Source organism: Streptomyces sp. NPDC052910 (assembly GCF_055585605.1).
Window position 1 is genome coordinate 1 of record NZ_JBVJJR010000012.1, and the last position, 20694, is coordinate 20694.

General features: G+C 74.1%; 15 protein-coding genes and 1 pseudogene. 4 read left to right on the forward strand and 12 right to left on the reverse strand.

Features of this window, described 5'->3' with window-relative positions; genetic code table 11:
• Positions 1-434: 434 nt before the first annotated feature.
• The gene (locus ACZ6X9_RS30245) at positions 435-995 is read right to left on the reverse strand and encodes a hypothetical protein (RefSeq protein WP_469781213.1); all 561 of its coding nucleotides are present in this window, start codon (positions 993-995) and stop codon (positions 435-437) included.
• A gap of 131 nt (positions 996-1126) precedes the next feature.
• Between ACZ6X9_RS30245 and ACZ6X9_RS30250 the strand changes: the two genes are divergently transcribed.
• The gene (locus ACZ6X9_RS30250) at positions 1127-1639 is read left to right on the forward strand and encodes a PadR family transcriptional regulator (RefSeq protein ID WP_469781214.1); all 513 of its coding nucleotides are present in this window, start codon (positions 1127-1129) and stop codon (positions 1637-1639) included.
• 193 nt (positions 1640-1832) lie between these two features.
• On the opposite strand, the gene ACZ6X9_RS30255 is transcribed toward ACZ6X9_RS30250, so the two are convergent.
• The 9 genes and pseudogenes from ACZ6X9_RS30255 to wrbA all read right to left on the reverse strand — a co-directional run bounded on the left by ACZ6X9_RS30255 (position 1833) and on the right by wrbA (position 14163).
• The gene (locus ACZ6X9_RS30255; protein ID WP_469781215.1) at positions 1833-3152 is read right to left on the reverse strand and encodes a class I SAM-dependent RNA methyltransferase; all 1320 of its coding nucleotides are present in this window, start codon (positions 3150-3152) and stop codon (positions 1833-1835) included.
• A gap of 84 nt (positions 3153-3236) precedes the next feature.
• On the reverse strand, positions 3237-5291 hold the full coding sequence (locus ACZ6X9_RS30260; protein WP_469781216.1) for an APC family permease: 2055 nt from the start codon (positions 5289-5291) through the stop codon (positions 3237-3239).
• A 125-nt stretch (positions 5292-5416) separates the two neighbouring features.
• Positions 5417-6652, reverse strand: coding sequence for a cytochrome P450 family protein (locus ACZ6X9_RS30265; RefSeq protein WP_469781217.1), 1236 nt, complete (start codon positions 6650-6652; stop codon positions 5417-5419).
• A gap of 449 nt (positions 6653-7101) precedes the next feature.
• Positions 7102-8502: pseudogene (locus ACZ6X9_RS30270) on the reverse strand (cytochrome P450); the annotation flags it as partial.
• Between the two features lie 5 nt (positions 8503-8507).
• Complete coding sequence (locus ACZ6X9_RS30275) at positions 8508-9110, reverse strand: GTP-binding protein (RefSeq protein ID WP_469781218.1); 603 nt, start codon at positions 9108-9110, stop codon at positions 8508-8510.
• Positions 9088-9450 (reverse strand): DUF742 domain-containing protein, encoded by a 363-nt coding sequence (locus ACZ6X9_RS30280; protein WP_469781219.1) that lies wholly within the window; start codon positions 9448-9450, stop codon positions 9088-9090. Before ACZ6X9_RS30280 ends, ACZ6X9_RS30275 begins: the two co-directional genes overlap by 23 nt.
• A complete protein-coding gene (locus tag ACZ6X9_RS30285) occupies positions 9447-9887 on the reverse strand; it encodes a roadblock/LC7 domain-containing protein (RefSeq protein ID WP_436783700.1) in 441 nt (146 codons plus the stop codon). The genes ACZ6X9_RS30280 and ACZ6X9_RS30285 overlap by 4 nt, the downstream gene beginning before the upstream one ends.
• A complete protein-coding gene (locus tag ACZ6X9_RS30290) occupies positions 9884-13267 on the reverse strand; it encodes an ATP-binding protein (RefSeq protein WP_469781220.1) in 3384 nt (1127 codons plus the stop codon). Before ACZ6X9_RS30290 ends, ACZ6X9_RS30285 begins: the two co-directional genes overlap by 4 nt.
• A 281-nt stretch (positions 13268-13548) precedes the next feature.
• The gene (gene wrbA / locus ACZ6X9_RS30295; protein WP_469781221.1) at positions 13549-14163 is read right to left on the reverse strand and encodes an NAD(P)H:quinone oxidoreductase; all 615 of its coding nucleotides are present in this window, start codon (positions 14161-14163) and stop codon (positions 13549-13551) included.
• 485 nt (positions 14164-14648) lie between these two features.
• Between wrbA and ACZ6X9_RS30300 the strand changes: the two genes are divergently transcribed.
• On the forward strand, positions 14649-16679 hold the full coding sequence (locus ACZ6X9_RS30300) for a helix-turn-helix domain-containing protein (protein ID WP_469781222.1): 2031 nt from the start codon (positions 14649-14651) through the stop codon (positions 16677-16679).
• Between the two features lie 73 nt (positions 16680-16752).
• On the opposite strand, the gene ACZ6X9_RS30305 is transcribed toward ACZ6X9_RS30300, so the two are convergent.
• A complete protein-coding gene (locus ACZ6X9_RS30305; protein WP_469781223.1) occupies positions 16753-18012 on the reverse strand; it encodes an IS701 family transposase in 1260 nt (419 codons plus the stop codon).
• Between the two features lie 499 nt (positions 18013-18511).
• Between ACZ6X9_RS30305 and ACZ6X9_RS30310 the strand changes: the two genes are divergently transcribed.
• The gene (locus ACZ6X9_RS30310) at positions 18512-19180 is read left to right on the forward strand and encodes a potassium channel family protein (protein ID WP_152263938.1); all 669 of its coding nucleotides are present in this window, start codon (positions 18512-18514) and stop codon (positions 19178-19180) included.
• Entirely contained in the window at positions 19180-19857 is a 678-nt protein-coding gene (locus ACZ6X9_RS30315) for a potassium channel family protein (protein ID WP_004949287.1), read from the forward strand. Before ACZ6X9_RS30310 ends, ACZ6X9_RS30315 begins: the two co-directional genes overlap by 1 nt.
• Positions 19858-19941: 84 nt before the next feature.
• Here ACZ6X9_RS30315 and ACZ6X9_RS30320 read toward each other — a convergent pair whose 3' ends face one another.
• Positions 19942-20691: a DUF3159 domain-containing protein gene (locus tag ACZ6X9_RS30320; protein ID WP_469781224.1), complete on the reverse strand. Its 750-nt coding sequence runs from the start codon at positions 20689-20691 to the stop codon at positions 19942-19944.
• Positions 20692-20694: the final 3 nt, after the last annotated feature.

The following is a 20694-nucleotide window of genomic DNA, read 5'->3' on the forward strand; positions in this document are numbered from 1 at the left end:
CGGCATGTACCGCGTGGCCATCGAGGACGTCAGGGCCTGGACCATGGGCGACTTCCACTACTCCGACCACTGACCCACCCGACACCCCACCACACGGATCACGCCGAGCCACCGACCGGGTCCGCACCCGCAGAGGACGCGAACCCGGCCGCACGCGCGCGCGGACACGCCCCCCCGGCCCGACGGGCGCGTCCACGCGCTGATCGTCGGACTTCGGCCGCGCTTCCCGGTTCGACGCCGAAAGGACGCGCGGCCGCGGACATTCACCTGCGACCCGTACCCGATCAGGCACTCGACCGGCCCGCGGAGACCGGCGTCGGCCACCCATGGGCCGTACGACGCCCCCGACCCACTCGGCCGCACCCGTAGCCGCAGGCGGTGGCCCTAGGAGACCGGTGCGCAGTCGCCGGCGAGGCGGCGGGGGGCGGAGGCGGTCATCGGGCCGCCTGCCCGGCCTTGGCCTGGACGTGGGCGACGTAGCGCGCGGTGAAGAGCATCGGGACGACGAAACCGGCGATCTGGACGACGGTCGCAGCGGTGGAGTGGGCGTGCCCGGCGTGCGCCACGAGCACGAGGGCGACGGCGGTGACGGCGAAGGCCGCGGTCCACACCGCCGTGATGACGACGTTGGTGCGGACGAACGGCTTGAGCCCCCACACCTCGCGCGGGGTGGTCCGCTTGGCGATGCCGAGGGTGAACGGCCTGCCCACGGCCAGCGAGACGCCCGCGATCACGGCGAGGGTGCCGGAGGAGAGGGCGGCGGAGTAGGGGTGGGCGCCGGAGTGCGGGTCGGCGAAGGCGACGACGGCCAGCACCGCGAAGAAGACGGCCGATCCCAGCTCGATGATCAGGGCGTCGAACCCCGCCCCGTCCCGCCGCTGCTGCGCGACGACCGCGACGGCGACGGCGAGCGCCGCCAGTGCGCCCCACTGCCAGATGCCCGAGGGCAGGACGGCGAAGACGATCCACGGCAGGAACGTGCGCAGACAGGACATCGATCTCTCCCCCTGTGATTTCCGGTGATCCCGGTGCTCCGGATCCCGGAGGCTTCAGGATTCCACTCCTGACATGTCGAAACTAGAAGGTCTACTCATGACATGTCAACAGTGGAATGTAGAGTGAGGGCATGAGCTTGAAACACGCACTTCTGGGCCTGCTCACGGAGCGCCCCGCGAGCGGGTACGACCTGCTGAAGCGCTTCGAAGGGGCCTTGGCCCACGTGTGGCCGGCGACCCAGAGCCAGATCTATACGGAGCTGACGAAACTCGCCAATTCCGATCTCATCACCGTGGCCGCCGAGGGCCCGCGCGGCCGCAAGGAGTACGCCCTCACCGACGAAGGCCTCGCCGAGCTGCGGCACTGGCTGACGGAGGCGAAACCGCAGCGGACCTCCCGCAGCGACGACCTGCTGCGCGTCTTCTTCCTCGGCGTCCTCGAACCCGCCCAGGCCCGCGCCTACCTGACCGGCCTGGCCGGACAGTCCACCGATCTGTACGACGAACTCCGCCGTCTCGTCGACACCGTCGACTGGGACACCGTCGATCTGTCGGCCTACGGCCGCATCGTCGTGGAGTACGGCCTGCGCTTCCACGAGATGCGTCGGGACTGGGCGGCCTGGGCGGCCGAGCAGGTCAAGTAGCCCGCCCCGGCCAGGGCCGGGGCTCGGTTCCGTCCCATTCGCCGGCGAGGCACCGTACGGCGCCCCGGCCGGCGACACCGGCCCCGCGGCCGGTCAGGGCACCCAGGCCCCTCACCCGGCACCGGTCCCGGGCATGCCCTCAACCCCGCCCCGCACCTCGCGCACAGGCGCGAACCGCAGAGGCCGGAGGGCTCTACGCCGCCCGCTTGAGAATGGCGACGCACTCCACATGGTGCGTCACCGGAAACAGGTCGAACACCCGCAGCGTCGCCGGGCGGTAGCCCTCCTCCGCGAAGTACTTCAGGTCGCGGGCGAGGGCGGCCGGGTCGCAGGCCACGTAGGCGATGCGGCGGGCGTCGAGGGCGGCGAGGTGGCGGACGGTGGTGCGGCCGGCGCCGGCGCGCGGGGGGTCGAGGACGATGAGGTCGGCGCTGTCGATGCGGGTGCGCGGGAGGACGTCCTCGACCTTGCCCTGTTCGATGCGGACGCGGTCGAGGTCCTGGAGGTTGTGGCGGGCGTCCTCGACGGCGCGCTTGGAGGATTCGATGCCGAGGACGGCGCCCTTGTCGCCCACGCGCTCGGCGAGGGCGCCGGCGAAGAGGCCGACGCCGCAGTAGAGGTCGAGGGCCATGTCGCCCTTGCGCGGCATGAGGCCCTGCATGACGGCCTTGACGAGGGTGTCGGCGGCCTGGGGGTGGACCTGCCAGAAGCCGCCCTCGCCGACGCGGTAGGTGCGGCCGTCGGCGCGTTCGCGGACGAAGGGGCGGCCGTGGACGCGGTGGATGCGCTGGTCCTTCTCGCCGACCCGCAGCACCGAGACCGGCTTGTCCAGTTCGACGATCGGGAGGCGGCCGCCCGGCTTGGGGGTGAGGACGACCTGGCGGTCGGCGGAGCCGGACGCGGCGATGGCGTCGACCGAGGCGATCTGCGGCCATTCGCGCTTCTCGATGCCGAGTTCGCTGACGCCGGGGGCCGCGATCAGGCAGCGGTCGATGGGCTGGACGTCGTGCGAGCGGTGCTTGCGGAGGCCGGCGTGGCCTTCGGCGTCGATCGCGTACTGGACGCGGGTGCGCCAGGCGGGGACCTGGCCGGCGGGGACCTTGTCGCCCTCGGCCGGTGCCACGGTGCCGTCCCAGCCGGCTTCCTCGGGGGTGAGGCCCGCGAGGCGCTTGAGCTGTTCGGCGACGACCTCGCCCTTGAGGCGGCGCTGCGCGCCGGGCTTCACGTGCTGCCAGTCGCAGCCGCCGCACTTGCCCGGGCCGGAGAACGGGCAGGGGGCTTCGATGCGGTCCTTGGAGGGCTCCAGCACCCGCACCGCGTCCGCGCGCAGGAAGCGGGAGGTCTGCTCGCCCTCGGTGATCCGGGCGATGACCCGCTCGCCGGGGAGCGTGTGGCGGACGAAGAGGACGCGGCCCTCTTCCGTCCGGGCGACGCAGTGGCCGCCGTGGGCCACCGGGCCGACCTCGACCTCGTACTCCTCGCCGACCAGCGACTTCGTCGGTTCCGTCTGCATGGGGGGAGGGCTCCTGAGGGGGTCGGTGGTGCGGCGGGACAACAGCCGTCCAGTCTACGTCCCGCCGCACCACCCCCGTGACCGCTACTTTTTCGCCGCGGCCTTTTCCTTCTTCTGCGGCGGGGCGACCGGACCGCGTCGCACCGAGCCGGGCGCGTTCCACTCGGCGCGCTTGCGGGCGCGGCGGCGGGCGACCTCGGAGGAGTCGAGCTGCCAGGGCACCGAGGTGACCATGACGCCCGGGGTGAAGAGCAGCCGGCCCTTGAGCCGCAGGGCGCTCTGGTTGTGCAGCAGGTGCTCGTACCAGTGGCCGACCACGTACTCGGGGATGTAGACGCTGACCACGTCGCGCGGGCTCTCCTTGCGGAGCGACTTCACGTAGTCGATCACCGGCCGGGTGATCTCGCGGTACGGCGAGTCGAGGATCTTCAGCGGGACGTCGACGCCCCGCTGGTGCCACTCCTCGCGCAGCGCCTTGGTCTCGGCCGGGTCGACGCTGATGCTCAGCGCCTCCAGGGTGTCCGAGCGCATCAGCTTGGCGTAGGCCAGGGCCCGCAGGGTCGGCTTGTGGACCTTGGAGACCAGGACGATGGAGTGCACCCGGGAGGGCCGGACGGCCGCCTCGCCGGGCTCGTCCTCGAGTGCGATCTCGTCGGCGACCCGGTCGTAGTGGCGGCGGATGGCGGTCATCGTCGCGTAGAAGATGACCATGCCGAGCAGGGCGACCCAGGCGCCGTGGGTGAACTTGGTCAGCAGCACGACGACCAGCACCATGCCGGTCAGGAAGCCACCGAAGGTGTTGATCGCCCGGGAGCGGACCATGTGGCGGCGCTTGCCCGGGTCGGTCTCGGTCTCCAGGTGACGGTTCCAGTGCCGGACCATGCCGATCTGGCTCAGGGTGAAGGAGACGAAGACGCCGACGATGTAGAGCTGGATCAGCTTGGTGGAGTCGGCCCCGTAGATGTAGACGAGGACGATCGCGGCGCCGGCCAGCAGCACGATGCCGTTGGAGAACGCCAGCCGGTCGCCGCGGGTGTGCAACTGGCGCGGCAGGTAGCGGTCCTGGGCGAGGATCGAGCCGAGCAGCGGGAAGCCGTTGTAGGCGGTGTTCGCGGCCAGGAAGAGGACCAGCGCGGTGGCGGCGGCCAGGATGACGAAGAGGAACGAGCCGTGGCCGAAGACCGCCTCGGCGACCTGCGAGATCACCGGGTTCTGGGTGTATCCCTCACCGAGCGGCTTGCCGTCCTTCAGGAGGTCGCTCGCCGGGTTCTCGGCCATGCGCACGTGGGTGGCCATGGCCAGGGCGATGATGCCGCAGAACATGGTGACGGCGAGGCCGCCCATGAGGGCGAGCGTGGTGGCGGCGTTCTTCGACTTCGGCTTGCGGAAGGCGGGCACGCCGTTGCTGATCGCCTCGACGCCGGTGAGCGCGGCGCAGCCGGAGGAGAAGGCGCGCAGCAGCAGGAAGACCAGCGCGAAGCCGGCCAGGCCCTTGTGCTCGGCGTTGATGGTGTAGTCGGCGGTGGGCGCGCGCATGGAGTCGCCCATGAACACGCCCCGGACGACGCCCCAGGCGATCAGCAGGAAGACGCCGCCGACGAAGACGTAGGTGGGGATCGCGAAAAGCTTGCCGGACTCCTTGACGCCTCTCAGGTTCATCAGGGTCAGCAGCACGATCACGGCGATGGCGCAGGCGGTCTTGTGCTCGACGACGAACGGGATCGCGGAGCCGAGGTTCTCGATGCCGGAGGCGATGGAGACGGCGACCGTGAGGACGTAGTCGACGAGGAGGGCGCTGGCGACGGTGAGTCCGGCCTTGGGGCCCAGGTTGGTGGTGGCGACCTCGTAGTCGCCGCCGCCGCTCGGGTAGGCGTGGACGTTCTGGCGGTACGAGGCGACCACCGTGAACATCAACACGACGACCGCGACGGCGATCCACGGGCTGAAGTGGTAGGCCGACACACCTGCCACGGAGAGGACGAGGAGGACCTCGCCCGGCGCGTACGCCACAGAGGAGAGAGGGTCGGACGCGAAGACGGGGAGGGCGATGCGCTTGGGGAGAAGGGTTTCTCCGAGCTTGTCGCTGCGCAGCGCCCGCCCGATCAGGATCCGTTTCGGCAGGTCGGTCAATTTGGACACGCAGAGGATCGTAAGCGTTCGGTCCCCCGGTCGCCCACCCGCCACCCACCGGTGCCCGGATCGGTCCGGTGGGCGGCGGGCGGGGGCGGGCTCGCGACGGCGCGGGACGGGCGGGCGGGAGCCGGTCAGCCGTGCAGGAGGGCCGGGAGGGACCGGTGTCCGTTGGAGATGAAGGACTCCACCGGCTCCAGGCCACCGGCCCGCGGGGCGAGGCGCAGCTCCGGGAAACGGGCGAAGAGGGCGGGCAGCGCCACGGCGGCCTCCAGCCGGGCGAGCGGGGCGCCGAGGCAGAAGTGGACGCCGTGGCCGAAGGCGAGGTGGTCCTTGGTGGCGCGCGTCACATCGAAGACGGCCGCTCCCTCCCCGTACAGCTCCGGGTCGCGGCCGGCGGCGGCGTAGGCGGCGACGATCGCGTCGCCCTTGCGCAGGACCGTCCCGTCGTCGAGCGTGATGTCCTCGACGGCGTAGCGCAGCGGGAGGTTGGCGACGGGCGCCTGGACGCGGAGTGCCTCTTCCACGACGTCGTCCCAGCCGGCCCGGCCGGAGCGGACGAGGGCGAGCTGCTCGGGGTGGGTGAGCAGCAGGTGGATGGCGTTGTCGAGGAGGTTGACGGTGGTCTCGTGTCCCGCGCTGATCACCAGCAGCAGGGTGTCGACCAGTTCCTGCTCGCTGAGCCGGCTGCCGTCCTCGTCGTCGCGGGCCGAGATCAGGACGCTGGTCATGTCGTCGCCGGGCTTCTCGCGCTTGGCGGCGACGAGCTCGCCGAGCAGCCGGTAGATCTCGGCGTAGGTGGCCGTGACCTCGGCGGGGTCGGCGGAGGTGTGGAAGATCGAGTCGACGCAGCGCCGCAGACCCTCGCGGACGGTCTCGTCGTCGACGCCCATCAGCTCGCAGATGACCTGGATGGGCAGCGGGTAGGCGTAGCCCTCGCGGAGATCGACGACGTCGCCGGGCTCCGTGGCGGCCAGACCGTCCAGCAGGTCCGCGGTGATCTTCTCGACGCGGGGGCGCAGGGCGGCGGTGCGGCGGGCCGTGAACGCCTTGGCGACCAGGGAGCGGAGGCGCCGGTGGTCGGGGCCGTAGGCGGTGAACATGTTCTGTACGGCGACCCAGGTGAAGAGCGGCCACTCCGGGGAGATCTCACCGTTGATCCAGGCCGGCCAGTGCTGCCGCGGGTCCTTGGAGACGCGGGGATCGGTGAGGAGCCGCTTGAGCAGCGCCTGGGAGCTCACCGCCCACGCCACCACGCCCCCAGGGAGCTCCACGGGGACCGCCGGTCCGTGGGCCCGGATGCGGGCGGCCTCGCCGTGGATGTCCCGGCCGGCGGGATCGATCGTGACGGGGCGGGCGGGACGTTCCATCTGCGGTCTCCCAGGGGGTCGGCGCCGAGAGCGTCGGCGGACGAGGTGACGGGTGTGGTGGTCGGAGAAGCGGAGGGGCCGGGTCCGGCGGGGTGGCCGGGAACGGTGGGGTGGCCGGGAACTGCGGGGTGGCCGGGTCCGGCGGAGGGGCCGAGTCCGGCGGAAGCGAAGTTGCCTGGCCCGGCGGTGGGGTCGCCGGGAACGGCGGAAGCGGAGTGGCCCGGCCCGGTGGAAGCGAAGGGGCCGGGTCCGGTGGAAGCGGATGAATCGGGGGCGGCGGACGGGCCGGGGGCGGCGAAAGCGGATGAACCAGGGACGGCGGACGGGCCGGGGACGGCGGACGGGCGCGGTCCGGCCGCGGCGCCCGGCCGGCCTTGTGCACGGTCCGGATGCCCGGGCGCATGCCCCGGCCGGTCTCGCGTACGGTCCGGGCGACCGGGTGCCTGCTCCGGGTGACCGGGCGCATGGCCCAGGGGCCCGGACGCACGGCCCGGGTGGTCTCCCGGCCGGCCGGGGGCGCCCGCGGGTCCCGCGTGGCGTCCGGGCGCGGGCGCGGTGGCCGGCACGGGCTGCGGCGGGAAGCGGACGGGCAGCGCGGTCAGGGCCCGGTGGAAGGGGCCGGGCCGCCACGCCAGGCGGTCGGCGGGGACCGCCAGCTCCAGGTCGGGCAGCCGGTCGAGCAGGCGTTCCACGGCGGCGGAGGCGATCAGCCGGGCCGGGTCCTTGGCCGGGCAGTGGTGCGGCCCCGCGCTCCACGCGAGGTGGGCGCGGTTGCCGGTGCGCTGCCCGATGTGGGGGTCGGGGCGCAGGGCGGGGTCGGTGTTGGCGGCGGCGAAGCTGACGACGACGGGTTCGCCGGCGCGCAGCCGGACGCCTCCGAAGTCCAGGTCGGCCGTCGGGTAGTGGACGCCGTAGTTGGCCATCGGCGGGTCGAGCCAGAGCACTTCGTCCAGGGCGTCGTCGACGGGCATGCTGCCGCCGGCCAGGTCGCCGGCGAACCGGTCGTCGCAGAGCAGCAGCCGCAGGGCGCCCGCGATGAGGTTCTGCTGGGGTTCGGTGCCCGCGCCCATCAGCACCACGAGCTGGTGAATCATCTCCTCGTCGGTGAGCCGGGCCGGGTGGGCCATGAGCCACGAGGTCATGTCCGCGCCGGGCTGCCGGCGTTTGAGGGCGATGAGTTCGGTGAGAGTGGTGGTGACGAGGGCGTTGGCGCGTTCGGCGTCGACGCCGTCGAAGATCCCGGACATGCCTTCGACGAGCCGGTCGCCCAGCGCGGGCGGGCAGCCGAAGAGCTGGTTGAAGACGAGCAGCGGCAGCACCTTGGCGTAGGCGCCGAGCAGGTCGGCCTCGCCGGCCTCGGTGAACCGGTCGATGAGCACGTCGGCGCTGCGCTCGACGTAACCGCGGAGGGCGTTGGGGTCGATGCGCTCCAGGCTGTCGGTGACCGCCTGACGCAGCCGCCGGTGCGCCTCGCCGTCGGTGAAGAGGCAGTTGGGCCGGTACGCCATCATCGGCACGACGGGATTGTCCGGCGCGACGCGGCCGTCGGCCAGGGCGCGCCAGCGGCGGGCGTCCTTGGCGAACGCCTCGGGGCTGCGCAGTACGTCCAGGGCGGCGCGGTAGTCGGTGACGAGGTGGGCGCGCACGCCCGGCGCGAGCTCGACGGGGGCGACCGGCCCGTACCGGCGCAGCCGCCGGTAGACGGCGTGCGGGTCGGCGGCGAAGTCCGGCCCGTGCAGCGGCGTGACGTCCCGGGGGGTGGCGGCCTGGTGGGCGGCGGCTTGGTGGGCGGGGCAGCCGGCCGGCGGGCCGGCGGCCGGCTGCCGACTCACAGAGGTCACAGGTGTCACACGGGTCACACGAGCTCCTGGGCGGTGCGGGCGTGCAGGTGGTCCACGAGGGTGATCAGCGCGCGGGTGGCGGAGACCCGGTCCCGGGCGTCACAGGTGACCAGCGGGGTGTCGGGAAGAAGGTCGAGGGCCTCGCGGATCTCCTCCTCCGGGAACACGGGCGCGTCGTCGAAGTGGTTGACGGCCACGGCGTACGGCAGGCCGTGCTCCTCCAGCAGCTCCATCACGTCGAAGGACTGGTCCAGCCGCCGGGTGTCGGCGAGGACGAGCGCGCCGAGCGCCCCCTGGGTCATGTCCAGCCAGAGACGGGTGAAGCGCTGCTGGCCGGGCGCGCCGAAGAGATAGAGGACGAGGCTGTCGCTGAGGGTGAGCCGGCCGAAGTCCATGGCGACCGTGGTGGTGGTCTTGCCGTCGAGCCCGGCGAGGTCGTCCACGTGCGCGCCGGCCTGCGTCATCGTCTCCTCCGTACGCAACGGCCGGATCTCCGACAGCGCGCCGACGAAGGTCGTCTTGCCGACGCCGAAGTGGCCGACGACGAGCAGCTTGGCCGCGGTGCGGACGGTTCCGCGCAGATAGACGCCGCTGTCAGAGGCGAGCGCGGAGTCCATCGAGCACCTCCTGGAGGATCTGGGCCTCGGGCAGTCGTGCCGAGGGGATGGGCGCCCTGGTGCTGAGGTGGCCGCTGTCCACGAGGTCGCTCAGCAGCACCTTGGTGACGCTGACGGGCAGTTCGAGATAGCCGGCGATCTCGGCGACGGACAGGGCGCCGCCGAGGCAGAGCTCCATGAGGCGGTGTTTCTCCGGGCTCAGCCCGTCGAGCGGCCGGTCGCCGTGCGCCATGACCAGGGTGACCAGGTCGAAGGTGTTGCGGGTCGGGTGGGACCGGCCCTCCGTGACGACGTACGGCCGTACCAGCCCCTTGTCGCGCCGGGGCACGGCCGGGGTCATGCGGGGCTGCCGGGGCCGCCCTGCCACCCGGCGTCGTGGCGCGGCGGGCTGACGAGCTCCTTGCCCAGCCGGTCGACCGTCTTCTGCATGCGGTAGGTGACGGCCTCCATGTCGACGTTCTCGGTCGCGGAGACGGCCAGGTAGGCGCCGGGACCCGCCGCGATCAGGAACACGTAACCGTGCGCGAACTCCACCAGCGTCTGCCGCCAGGGCGTCTCGTGCCGCGCCGGGTGGGTGCAGAAGTCCGCCGTGGACCGGCTGATGGACTGGAGCCCGGACAGCGCCGCCGCCTGCCGCTCGGCCTCGTCGCGCGCGATGCCCGCCGAGTGGGCGCGCAGCATCCCGTCGGCGGAGAGCAGGATCGCGTGCCGGGCCTCGGGGATCTTCACGACCTCGTCCAGCATCCAGGCCAGATCGTTGTTCAGGTGGTCGTTCACGCGTGCGGGTTCCCTTCGTCTTCTGCGGGGGCGGCCGCGGGGTGCGGGCCTGGGGCGGGACGGGCGCCGGGGGCGGGCCGCCCGTCCGGGGAGGAGTACGGGCCGGAGCCGTCGGCGGGCCGGCCGGGTGCGGCGGGGTACGGCTGGGGGGCACTCTGGCCGGGATACGGGCGGGGAGTCCTCCCGTCCGGGTACGCGCCGGGCCCGCTGTGGGAAAGGCCCTCGGCGACCGGGCGGCCGGGATCCGGGTCGCCGGAGGACCGGCCGGGTGCGGCCGGGTACGGGCGGGGGGCACCCTCGCCCGGGTACGCGCGGGGCGCGCCTTGGTACGGGTCCCCGACGGCCGGGCGGCCGGGCGCGGGGGCCTGCCCGGGCAGCGGTTCGCGGCCCGGGGCCGGGTCGTGGGCGTGCGCGGGGTCGTGGGCACGCGGGGCGTTCCCGCCGGGACGGAAGGCGTCCTCCGGGGAGCGGGACACGTTCCCGCCGGAACGGGGGTCGGTCTCCGGATGCCGACCGGCGGCCTGGGCGTACGCACCAGCACCGTCGGCGGAGCGGCCGACGGACTCGGCGGACCGGCGGGCGGCCTCGGCTGCATGGCCGGCGGACTCGACGGGCCGGGCGGTGGTCTCGGCAGCACGACCGGCGGACTCGACAGGCCGGCCGGCGGACTCGGCAGCATGGCCGACGGACTCGACAGGCCGGCCGGCGGACTCGGTGAAACGGCCTGCGGTTTCGGCGGAAGCACCGGCGGCGGTGCCGGCCCGACCGGTGTCGGAGGCACTCGGGCCGGCCGTTTCGACGGTTGGGCCGGCGTCGGAGACGGTCGGCCCACCGGCCTCGGCGGACCAGCCGCTGCCCGCGTCGAAGACGGACCGGCCGGCGTCCCCGGCGGCGGTACGGCCGGGGGCGGACGGGCCGGAGCCGAAGGCATGCCGGCCGGCGGCCTCACCGTACGAACCGGCTCCCTCGGCGGTGGTGTGCCCGGGGCCGGGCTGCCCGGCGGTGGGCTGCTCCGAGTCGAAGGGGTTCCGCACGGCCGCCTCGGCGGACGGACCGCCTCCGGCGCGCCGGTCGGCGGGCTCCGCAGCACGGCCGGTGACCGCGGCGGACCTGCCGGGGGCGGACTGCCCGGAATCGAAGACGCTCCGGGAGGGCGCCTCGGGGTAAGGACCGGCGCCGTCGGCGGGCCGGTCCGCAGGGGCGGCGACTCGGCCGGCGGCCTCGTCGGTGGTGTGGCCAGGCGTGGGCTGCCCGGCGTCGGAGACGCTCCGGCCGGCCGCGTCGGCCGGCGAACCGCCGCCGGGGCGCCGGTCGGCGGGCCAGGCAGCACGGCCCGCGAGCTCGGCGGACCCGCCGCCTGCCTCGGCGGCCGTGTGGCCGGAGGCGGGCTGTCCAGGATCGAAGAAATGCCGGTCGACGGCCTCGCTGTACGATCCGCCGCCCCCGGCGGACCGGCCGGCGGATTCGGCAGCACGGCCGGCGGTCTCGGCACCGGTGTGCCCGGGGACGGGCTGCCCGGGGACGGACTGCCCGGGAGCGAAAACGCCTCGGCCGGCCGCCTCGGCGGTACGGCTGGTGCCGGTGTCGGCACCGGCCCGGCCGGTGGCATCGACCCCGGCGCCGGATCGGCGGTCGCCGGCACCGGCATCGGCGCCGGACCGGTCCACGGCCCCGACAGCCCGGCCGGCCCCGGCGTCGGGCCGGTCGGTGGTCTCGGCGGGCCGGCCCGCGCGGCCGGAGCGCGTGCCGCGGGCGAACGCGCCCATGCGGCGAGCGGTCTCCTCGGGGGTGCGTTCCGGGGCCGCGGGTGCCGGTGTCTCGGGAGGCAGGGGTGTGGAGCCGGCCGGTGGGCCGGCGGGGCGGCGTCGGCGGCGCTTGGGCAGGCCGCCGGCGGTGGTCCCGGCGGACGGCACGGGGGGCTCGGCGGGTGGCCGCGTCTCGGCGGGCGGAGGCGTGGAGGACGCGGTGCCGAAGGCCTCGGCACCGGACGTCCCGAACGCCCCGGAGCCGGACGTCCCAGGGCCGGACGTCCCAGGACCGGACGCCCCGGTACCGGACGCCCCGATACCGGACGCCCCGATACCGGACGGCCGGGAAGCGGTCGGGCCGGCAGTCGGCGTCCCCGCGGTGGTCGGCCGCCGGGTGCCACCCGGGCCGGACGCCGAGGCGTTCCCAGGGCCGGACGCCGAGTGCCCCCGAGGCCCGGCCGCCGGAAGGCCGCCCGCACCGGCGGGCGCGCCCGGCGACCGCGGCACTCCCGGAGCGCCCGAGGTGCCCGAAGCACCGCCGCCCCGGCCACCGCGCGGACCCGCGCCCGCCCCGGCCGTCCCCCCGTCGGCGCGGCCCGGCGCGACGAGCGGTGTGGTGCCGGGGCCGTCCAGTTCGAGGTGGGTGAGGAGCGCGGTGGGCAGGAAGACGACCGCCCGCACACCGCCGTAGGGCGAGCGGGTGTCGACGGAGACGCTGAAGCCGTAGCGCGCGGCGAGCACGCCCACGACGGGGAACCCGAACTGCGGCGGGTCGCCCAGCCGTGACACGTCCACGACGCGGTGTCCGGAGAGCAGGGCGACGGCCCGTTCGATCTCCTGGCCGTCCATGCCGACACCGGCGTCGTCGATGACGACGCAGGCGCCGTTGTGCACCGGCTGGAGGCTGACCTCCACGGTGGTGTTGGGCTGCGAGTGCCGGGCGGCGTTGTCGAGGAGCTCGGCGACGGCGAGCACCACGGGCTCCACGGCTCGGCTGACGACCGCGAGTTCCCCGTCGCCGTGCACCCGCACCCGGCGGTAGTCGCGGATGCGGGAGGTGGCGCCGCGGACGACGTCGGTGAGCGGGGACGCGACGCGCTGCCGGCCGGGCCACGAGCCGCAGAGCACGCCGATGGCCTGGGCGCGCCGCCCGAACTGCGAGTTGGTGTGGTCGATCTCCAGCAGGTCGCGCAGCACGGCGGGGTCGTCGTGCCGCTCCTGCATGCCGGAGATGGCCTGCTGCTGTTCGTGCGCCAGCCCCTGGAGGGCGCGCATGGAGGCCCGCAGCGCCGCCTTGGCGGACTGGTCGGCGCGTTCCTGCGCCTTGTCCACGGACTGCGCGAAGAGTTCCATCACGGCCTGGAGGCTGTGGGCGAAGTCGGTGCCGGTGAGCCGCTCGTCGAGCAGGCCGGGCAGCGGCGCCGACTTGTTCATCGAGTCCGCGACGGCCGGCAGGCGCACGTCGACCAGACGCGCGGCCTCCTCGTCACGTGCCCGGACGTTCTCCTCCAGTGCGGCGGCGCGGGCCCGCAGCGCGGTGGTGATCCCCCGCTGCCGGACCAGCAGGACCACCACGGCGGCCAGTGCCACGATCAGGCACCAGACCCCCGCCTCCGGTATGTGATGCGACATCAATTCCTCTTGGACGCCGGTGTACGCGTACGGCAGGACAGGTCATGGCGTCCTGACCTCCCGTCCAAAAGCGGAATACGCGGATCATCCAATCACACCCGCGATCCCTCGTCCGGTCTCCTTCTCGAATTGCGAACACATGAACGCCTCCCGTCCGCCCATGTACGGGCGGACGGGAGGCGACAGAGCGTTTCCGGCCGATATCCGGCCGGAATTCATCGCGGCATGACGGGTAGGCGGCCTGGTTCGGTCACGTGACGGCGGCCCCGGTGCCGCGTCCGTCAGACGGACAGCCCGGCGCCGAGCGCCGTGGCGATCTCGACCACCCGACGGGTCTGGTAGGCGATCGAGGCCAGGTTGTCCGGGTGGACGTTGCCGGGAACGTTGTCCGTGACGCTGCTCGCGCCGTACGGGTTTCCGTTGACCTTCTCGAACTGGACCGGGTCCGCGAATCCGGCCGGAACGATCACGGCACCCCAGTGGTAGAAGGTGTTGTTCAGCGCCAGGATGGTGGATTCCTGACCGGCGTGGGCGTTGTTCGACGAAGTGAAGGACGACACCACCTTGTTGACCAGCTTGCCCTGGAACCACAGACCGCCGGTCGTGTCCAGGAACTGCTTGAGCTGGGCGGCCGGCAGGCCGAACCGGGTGGGGGTGCCGAAGAGGACGGCGTCCGCCCAGTCGAGGTCGTCGAGCGTGGCCTCCGGGACGTCGCGGGTGGCGGCCACGTGGGCGGCCCACGCCTCGTTGCGCTCGATCGCGCTCTGCGGCGCCAGTTCGGCCACCCGGCGCAGCCGCACCGAAGCGCCCGCCTTCTCCGCCTCGGCCGCGGCGGCCTCGGCCATCTTGTGCACGTTCCCGGTGGACGAGTAGTAGACGACGGCGACGTTGGTCATGGCCGTGGGGGCTCCTTCGCTGATCAGGGGGGGTGCGCTCCTCGGGGGAAGCGCCGGATCATCGTGGAGCCCGGCCGGCCGCCGGGCCAACGACGGAACGCGCACTACGTCAACTCTCCGGCGCACCGGCTCGATCCGTACCCGGGACCCGCGGGGACCGGTATGCGGCGAAGTGGCGGGTGCGCTACGGGCGGACCGTCCGCCGGTGGAACGGCCCCCGCCAAGTTTCCCGGGGGCGGCAGGTGTTGCGTCCCCGGCCGCCCCGCCGCCCCGCCGCCCCGTCACCGCCTCGCCCCCACCTCACCCCACGCCTTCGACGCTTGCGCCTCTTGTGCCCCTCGCATACCTTGACGCCTTGGCCGCGTAGGCACCGCACCCGGGGACTGGGCATTACAGGTGGGGAACGCGCGGCCCGCGCCATGCCGCGGCGCCGACGCGCGACCCGTTCGTCGGGGCGCGGCGCGGTCGGTACCGGGGAGGGGCACGTGGCATCGGACGCATCGGAGACGCCGGACACATCGGAGGCGGCGGGGGCACCGGAGGCGACAGGGCAGCCGGAGGCGACGGCACACCCCGACGCGTCCGCGGACGGGGCACTCGCCGTCCTGGAGCTGCTGGGCGGCAACGCGCCCCGGGACCGGTACGAAGCGCTGCTGGCGGACGCCCGCCGGGCCGGGGCCGGGCCGGCGGGGTCGGCCGCGCTGGAGCGGGCCGTGCGGCTGGGCCTGGCGGTCCGCTCCCGGATCGAGGAAGAGCAGCAGCGGGCCAACGACCTGTCCGCCCTGCTCGACACCACCGCCGACCTGGCGGCCCACCAGGACCCCGGCGCCCTGATGAAGGTCGTCGTCCGGCGGGCGCGGTTGCTGCTCTGCGCGGACATGGCCTGGATCGGCCTGGACGACGAGGAGCTGGACTGCCACGTCGTCCGCGCCTCCGAGGGCCACATCACCGACCGCAACATCGGCCTGCGGATCGCCCGGGGCGCCGGGCTGGGCTCCGCCACCACCCGGCGGGAGAACCCCTCCCCCTTCTGGACCTCCGACTACCTTCCCGACGAGCGCATCGAGCACAGCCGGGAGGTCGACGACGTGGTCCGGGCCGAGCGGCTGCGCGCCGTCCTGGCCGTGCCGATGATGCACGGCACCCGCCCGGTGGGCGCCCTGTACATCGGGGATCGCACCGTCCGGCACCACACGCCCGCCGAGGTGACCCTGGCCGGCGCGCTCGCCAACCTGGCCGCGGCGGCCGTCGAACAGGCGCGGCTGGCCGAGCGGAACGCGGCCCTCATCGCGGGGCTGGAACGCCGGGCCACCGCCGTCGAGGCGGGGCTGCGCGGCGCCCGGGGGCTCGGCGAGACCCACCACCGGCTGATCGAACTGGTCCTGGACGACGGCGATCTGACGGTCCTCGCCGAGGAGATCCACCGCGAACTGGACGCCGACGTGCGGCTCTTCGGAGCCGACGGCACCCCGCTCGCGACCGTCGGCGATCCGCCCCCGTGCGGCGCCGACGAGGTACTGATCTCCGGCCTGGGGGCGCATGCCGCCCGTGAACCGGTCGAGGTGAGCCCGGGTTTCTGGGCCGTGCCGGTCGCCGCGGGCACCGGCCACCTGGGCACCCTGATGCTGCGTCCGAGGCGGCCCCGGCGCCCGTGGACGCCGGCGGAGGAACGGCTGGTCCGGCTGATCGCCCAGGTCGTCTCCGTGCAGTTGCTGGTGGAGAGCAGCCGGGCCGCCATCACCGAGGGCCAGGCCCGCGAGGACTTCCTCGGCCGGCTGCTGCTCGGCCCGGGGCGCCCGTCCCGGCAACTGGAACAGGGCGCCCGGCGGCTGGGGATCGATCTGCGCGCGGACCACGTCGTGGTGGTCGCCCGGCCGGAGGGCGAGGCGTGCGGCAAGCCGGCCGTGTGGGCCTCGTCGTACGCGGCCCGCAAGAAGGGGCTCAAGGCCATGCACCACGGCTGTGCCGTGCTGCTGTTGCCGGGCTCCGACCCCGGCGGCGCGGCCCGCGCGGTCGCGGCGGAGCTGTCGCCCCTGCTGGAACACCAGGTGACGGTGGGAGCGGCGGGGCCGGTCGCCGATCCGGCGTCGGTCCGGCACTGCTTCCAGGAGGCGCTGCGCTGTCTGGAGGCGATGACCGCGCTGGGCGCCACCGGGCGCGCCGGGTCCCTGGGCGACCTGGGGTTCCTCGGGGTGCTGCTGTCGGACCACCACGACGTGGAGGGCTTCGTCCGGGCGTCCGTCGGGCCGGTGCTCGACTACGACGCGCGGCGGTTCACCGACCTGACCCGCACCCTGGAGACCTACTTCGAGGCGGGCGGCAGCCCCACCAACGCGGCCAGGCGGCTCCACGTCCACCCCAACACCGTCGCCCGGCGGCTCGAACGCATCGGGGAGCTGCTGGGGCCGGGGTGGCAGGAGCCGGAACGGGCCCTGGAGGTGCGGCTCGCGCTGCGCCTCTCCCGCGTCCGGGACACCCTGTCCCGGCCGGAGCCGGCTTCGCCGCCGGAGGGCTGACCTCAAGGATCCGGTGCCTCGGCCACAGGGCTGACCCCGAGGATCCGGTACCCCGGCCGCCGGCCCGCGGGCTTCAGGAGGCCCGCCCCGGACACGCGTCCACCGTCATGGCGTTCGTCTCCCACCAGGCCTCCGCCTCCGCCCGCCGCGTCAGCGCGACCACCGCGTGTGCGGCCGAGGCGAGGGTGGTGTGCCGGTGCCAGCCGCCGAAGGAACGTCCGGCGAAGTCCCGGACACCCACCCGGTCGGAGATCTCGTGGAAGTCCCGGTCGACCCGGTCCTGCAGTCGGGTCAGCCGCACCAGCGCGGCCGGCGACACGTTCAGCAGGTCGGTGAGCCACAGCTCGGCGGGCCGGTGGGCGGCCCGTTCCGTGCGTTCCCCGAGACCCAGCAGCACCATCTCCCGGTGCCGGACGGGCGCACCCGCCACCCCGCGTGCCGCCGGCAGCCCGACCCGCACGGCTGCGACCAGGGCGCTCCGCGCGGTGCCGGACTCCCCGTCGCGCCAGAGCACCGGGCGCCGGAGGTCGCGGGCGGCGGCCATGACGTGCCGGGCGGTGAAGGAGCCGCCGCGCCCCGGCAGGGTCGGCTCGGACAGCGTCAGCCGCAGTCCGCCGCCGACCCGGGCGAGGACGGGCACGCCGGCGGCCCGCAGCCTGGGCAGCGCCGCCAGGGTGTCCGCCTCCCGGGCGTCCAGCACCACCGGCCGCGCCGGCAGGCCCCAGTCCCGTGTCATCCCCGTGAACGCCTCGACCGCGCACTCGCCCCAGGTCTCCTCGGTCACCGAGTCCGGGATGCCGGCCTGGCGCCGCCGTGCCGGGTCGTCCAGCCAGGCACCGGAGAGGTGCAGCCGCCAGTCGACCGGGACGGTGAGGTCCGGGGAGGCCGCCCACACCCCGACGGCCTGCTGGGAGTTGATCACCTGGCGGGCATCGGGGCAGTAGCGGCGCTCGACGCCGACGGAGTTGTCGCCCGCCTTCGGGATCGTCATCGGCCGCACCACCCACGCCTGCGGGGGCGCGGCCCGTACGACGTGGTGCGCCAGCGCGCGGCGTACCGGTCCCCACGCCCAGGGGGAGGCGGCGACGAAGTGGTGGAGGCTCTGCTCGGCGGCCGGGCCGCCGGTCATGGCGGCGATGGTGCGGATGGACTTGCGGCCCCGCGCCCCCAGCAGGCCGCGCAGGTAGGCCTCGCCGCGGCGGCGCTGGTCGGTGCGGGGCAGGGAGGCGAAGAGGGGTGCGCAGAGGTCGGCGAAGACCAGGTCGCGCAGGTCAGGTCCGACCACCGGCGGTCGTCGTCCGGCCGTCGGCGGGTACACAGCCGTCCCGTTCATCCCTGTCCCCCACGTCGTCGTTCCGCCGGCGCCGTCAGGCACCGGCGTCGTACACCGGCGTCCCGCGTCGGCCCGGCCGGTCACCACCCTCGCCCCGGGTCCCCCACCCGGCACAGGTGCGCCGGACACCCGGTGGGCCCGCCTGACGGTGGTCCGGCCACCAGGGCGGCGCGGAGGGGAGGCCGGGGGTGCGCGGCGTCGCGTACGGGGGTGCACCGCGGTCACCGCGCCCCGCGGCGGGCGCTCCGGCGCCCCGGTGGACGACGGCCGTGCGGCCGGTCGGCGGGTCCGGGGGGTCGGGCGGCACGGCGTTGCGGCTACCGTGGTGACGTGCGCCGGCGGGAACGAGACACCCGTGGGCGTGGTCGTACCGGTGCCGCCGGCCGCCCGCACGGGAGCGGCGGACCGGTGGACACCGCAGGGGCTCGGCTGAGCAGGAAGAAGTGAGCAGGGTGTTGGTGCAGGTCAGCGCGGAATTCCGGAGTACGGGGCAGGCGTCGTGCACATTGTGATCATGGGGTGTGGGCGGGTCGGCTCGGCCCTGGCCCAGACCCTGGAGCAGCAAGGCCACACGGTCGCGGTCGTCGACCAGGACCCGACCGCCTTCCGGCGCCTCGGGTCCGGCTTCGGCGGGCGGCGGGTGACCGGGGTCGGCTTCGACCAGGACACCCTGCGCGAGGCGGGCATCGAGGAGGCCGGCGCCTTCGCCGCGGTGAGCAGCGGCGACAACTCCAACATCATCGCGGCCCGGGTGGCCCGCGAGATGTTCGGCGTCGAGAACGTCGCGGCCCGCATCTACGACCCGCGCCGCGCGGAGGTCTACCAGCGGCTGGGCATCCCCACGGTGGCCACGGTCCGCTGGACCGCCGACCAGATGCTGCGGCGCCTGCTGCCGTCCGGCGCCGAGCCGCTGTGGCGTGACCCCACCGGGGGCGTCCAGTTGGCCGAGATCCCGGTCGCGGAGGCCTGGATAGGGCACCGGATCAGCAAGCTCCAGGAGGAGACCGGGGTCCGGGTGGCCTTTCTCACCCGGCTGGGCGAGGCGGTCCTCCCGTCGTCCTCGACGGTGCTGCAGGAAGGCGACCTGGTGCACGTGATGATGCGCACCGACGAGGTCGAGACGGTGGAGGCCGCGTTCGCGCAGGGCCCCGAGGAAGGTGGCCACTGATGCGCGTCGCAATCGCGGGAGCGGGCGCCGTCGGCCGTTCCATCGCCGGGGAACTGCTGGAGAACGGGCACGAGGTCCTGCTCATCGACAAGGCGCCGTCCGCCATCTCGGTGGAGCGGGTGCCGCTGGCCGAGTGGCTGCTGGCCGACGCCTGCGAGATCACGTCGCTCGACGAGGCGGCGCTCCAGCGCTGCAACGTCGTGATCGCCGCCACCGGTGACGACAAGGTCAACCTCGTCGTCTCGCTGCTCGCCAAGACGGAGTACGGGGTCCCGCGCGTCGTGGCGCGCGTGAACAACCCCAAGAACGAGTGGCTCTTCAACGAGTCGTGGGGCGTGGACGTCGCCGTCTCGACGCCGCGGCTGATGTCGGCCCTGGTCGAGGAGGCGGTGAGCGTCGGCGACCTGGTCCGGCTGCTGCGCTTCAGCCAGGGTGACGCCAACCTCGTCGAGCTGACGCTGCCCCCGGAGGCGGCGCTGGCCGGGACGCGCGTCGGCGACGTGGACTGGCCCGAGGACACCTCACTGGTCACCATCATCCGCGGCAACCGCGTCCTCACCCCCAACAAGGAGGACGCCCTGGAGGCCGGCGACGAGCTGCTGTTCGTCGCGGCGCCCGCGCGGGAGGAGCAGTTGGAGGACCTGCTGTCGGTCCGCCGCGAGGAGCCCACCGACTGACGGTGACCCGCCTGACATACGAGAGCCCCCGGGACATGCCGTCCCGGGGGCTCTCCGCGTCGCGCGCGGGTCGAACGGTGTGCGCTACGGGGTCGCCTTGCCCCCGGTGCCGCTGCCCGCCGCCTTCGCCTCGCGCTCGGCGGCCTCCGCCGCCTCCATCTCCGCGAACACGTCGATCGGCGGCGGCGCCTTGGCCAGGAAGATCCAGGTCAGGTAGACGGAGAGCAGCATCGGCGGGATGCCGAGCGCCACCTTGACCCAGCCGAGCTGGGTCGCGTCGCCCCACCAGTACAGCGGGAAGAGGATCGCCGACTTGGCGAGCAGGATCAGCCCCCAGGCCCAACTGGCCTTGGTGTACGCCTTCTTGCGGCCGGGGTTGCGGGTGCGCCAGGAGAGGTTCTCCTTGAACACCGGGCCCAGGATCAGACCGAGCAGCGGACAGCCGAGCATGGCCGTCACGATGTAGGCGACGGCCAGGCCGAGGGTGTAGAGCATGCCCGGCAGGTAGAAGTTCTTGGCGTCGCCGGACATCATCGCGAAGACCGCGCCGAAGGCCACGCCGAAGACGCCGCTGAAGGCGTGCTTCAGGGTGTCCTTGCGGACCAGCCGGGCGACACCGAGCACCAGGGACAGCGCCAGCGCGGCGATGGCCGCGGTGTGGATGTCCCGTTTGACGGTGAAGACCGCGACGAACACCAGGCCGGGCACGGTGGTCTCCACCATGCCCCGGACCCCGCCGAACGCCTCGAACAGGGCGGCTTCGGTGGCCGAGCGGGAACCGTCGTCCCGGTGCTTTCCGGTCGGCCGGTCCATCGGTTCGTCGAGAGACGACAAGGG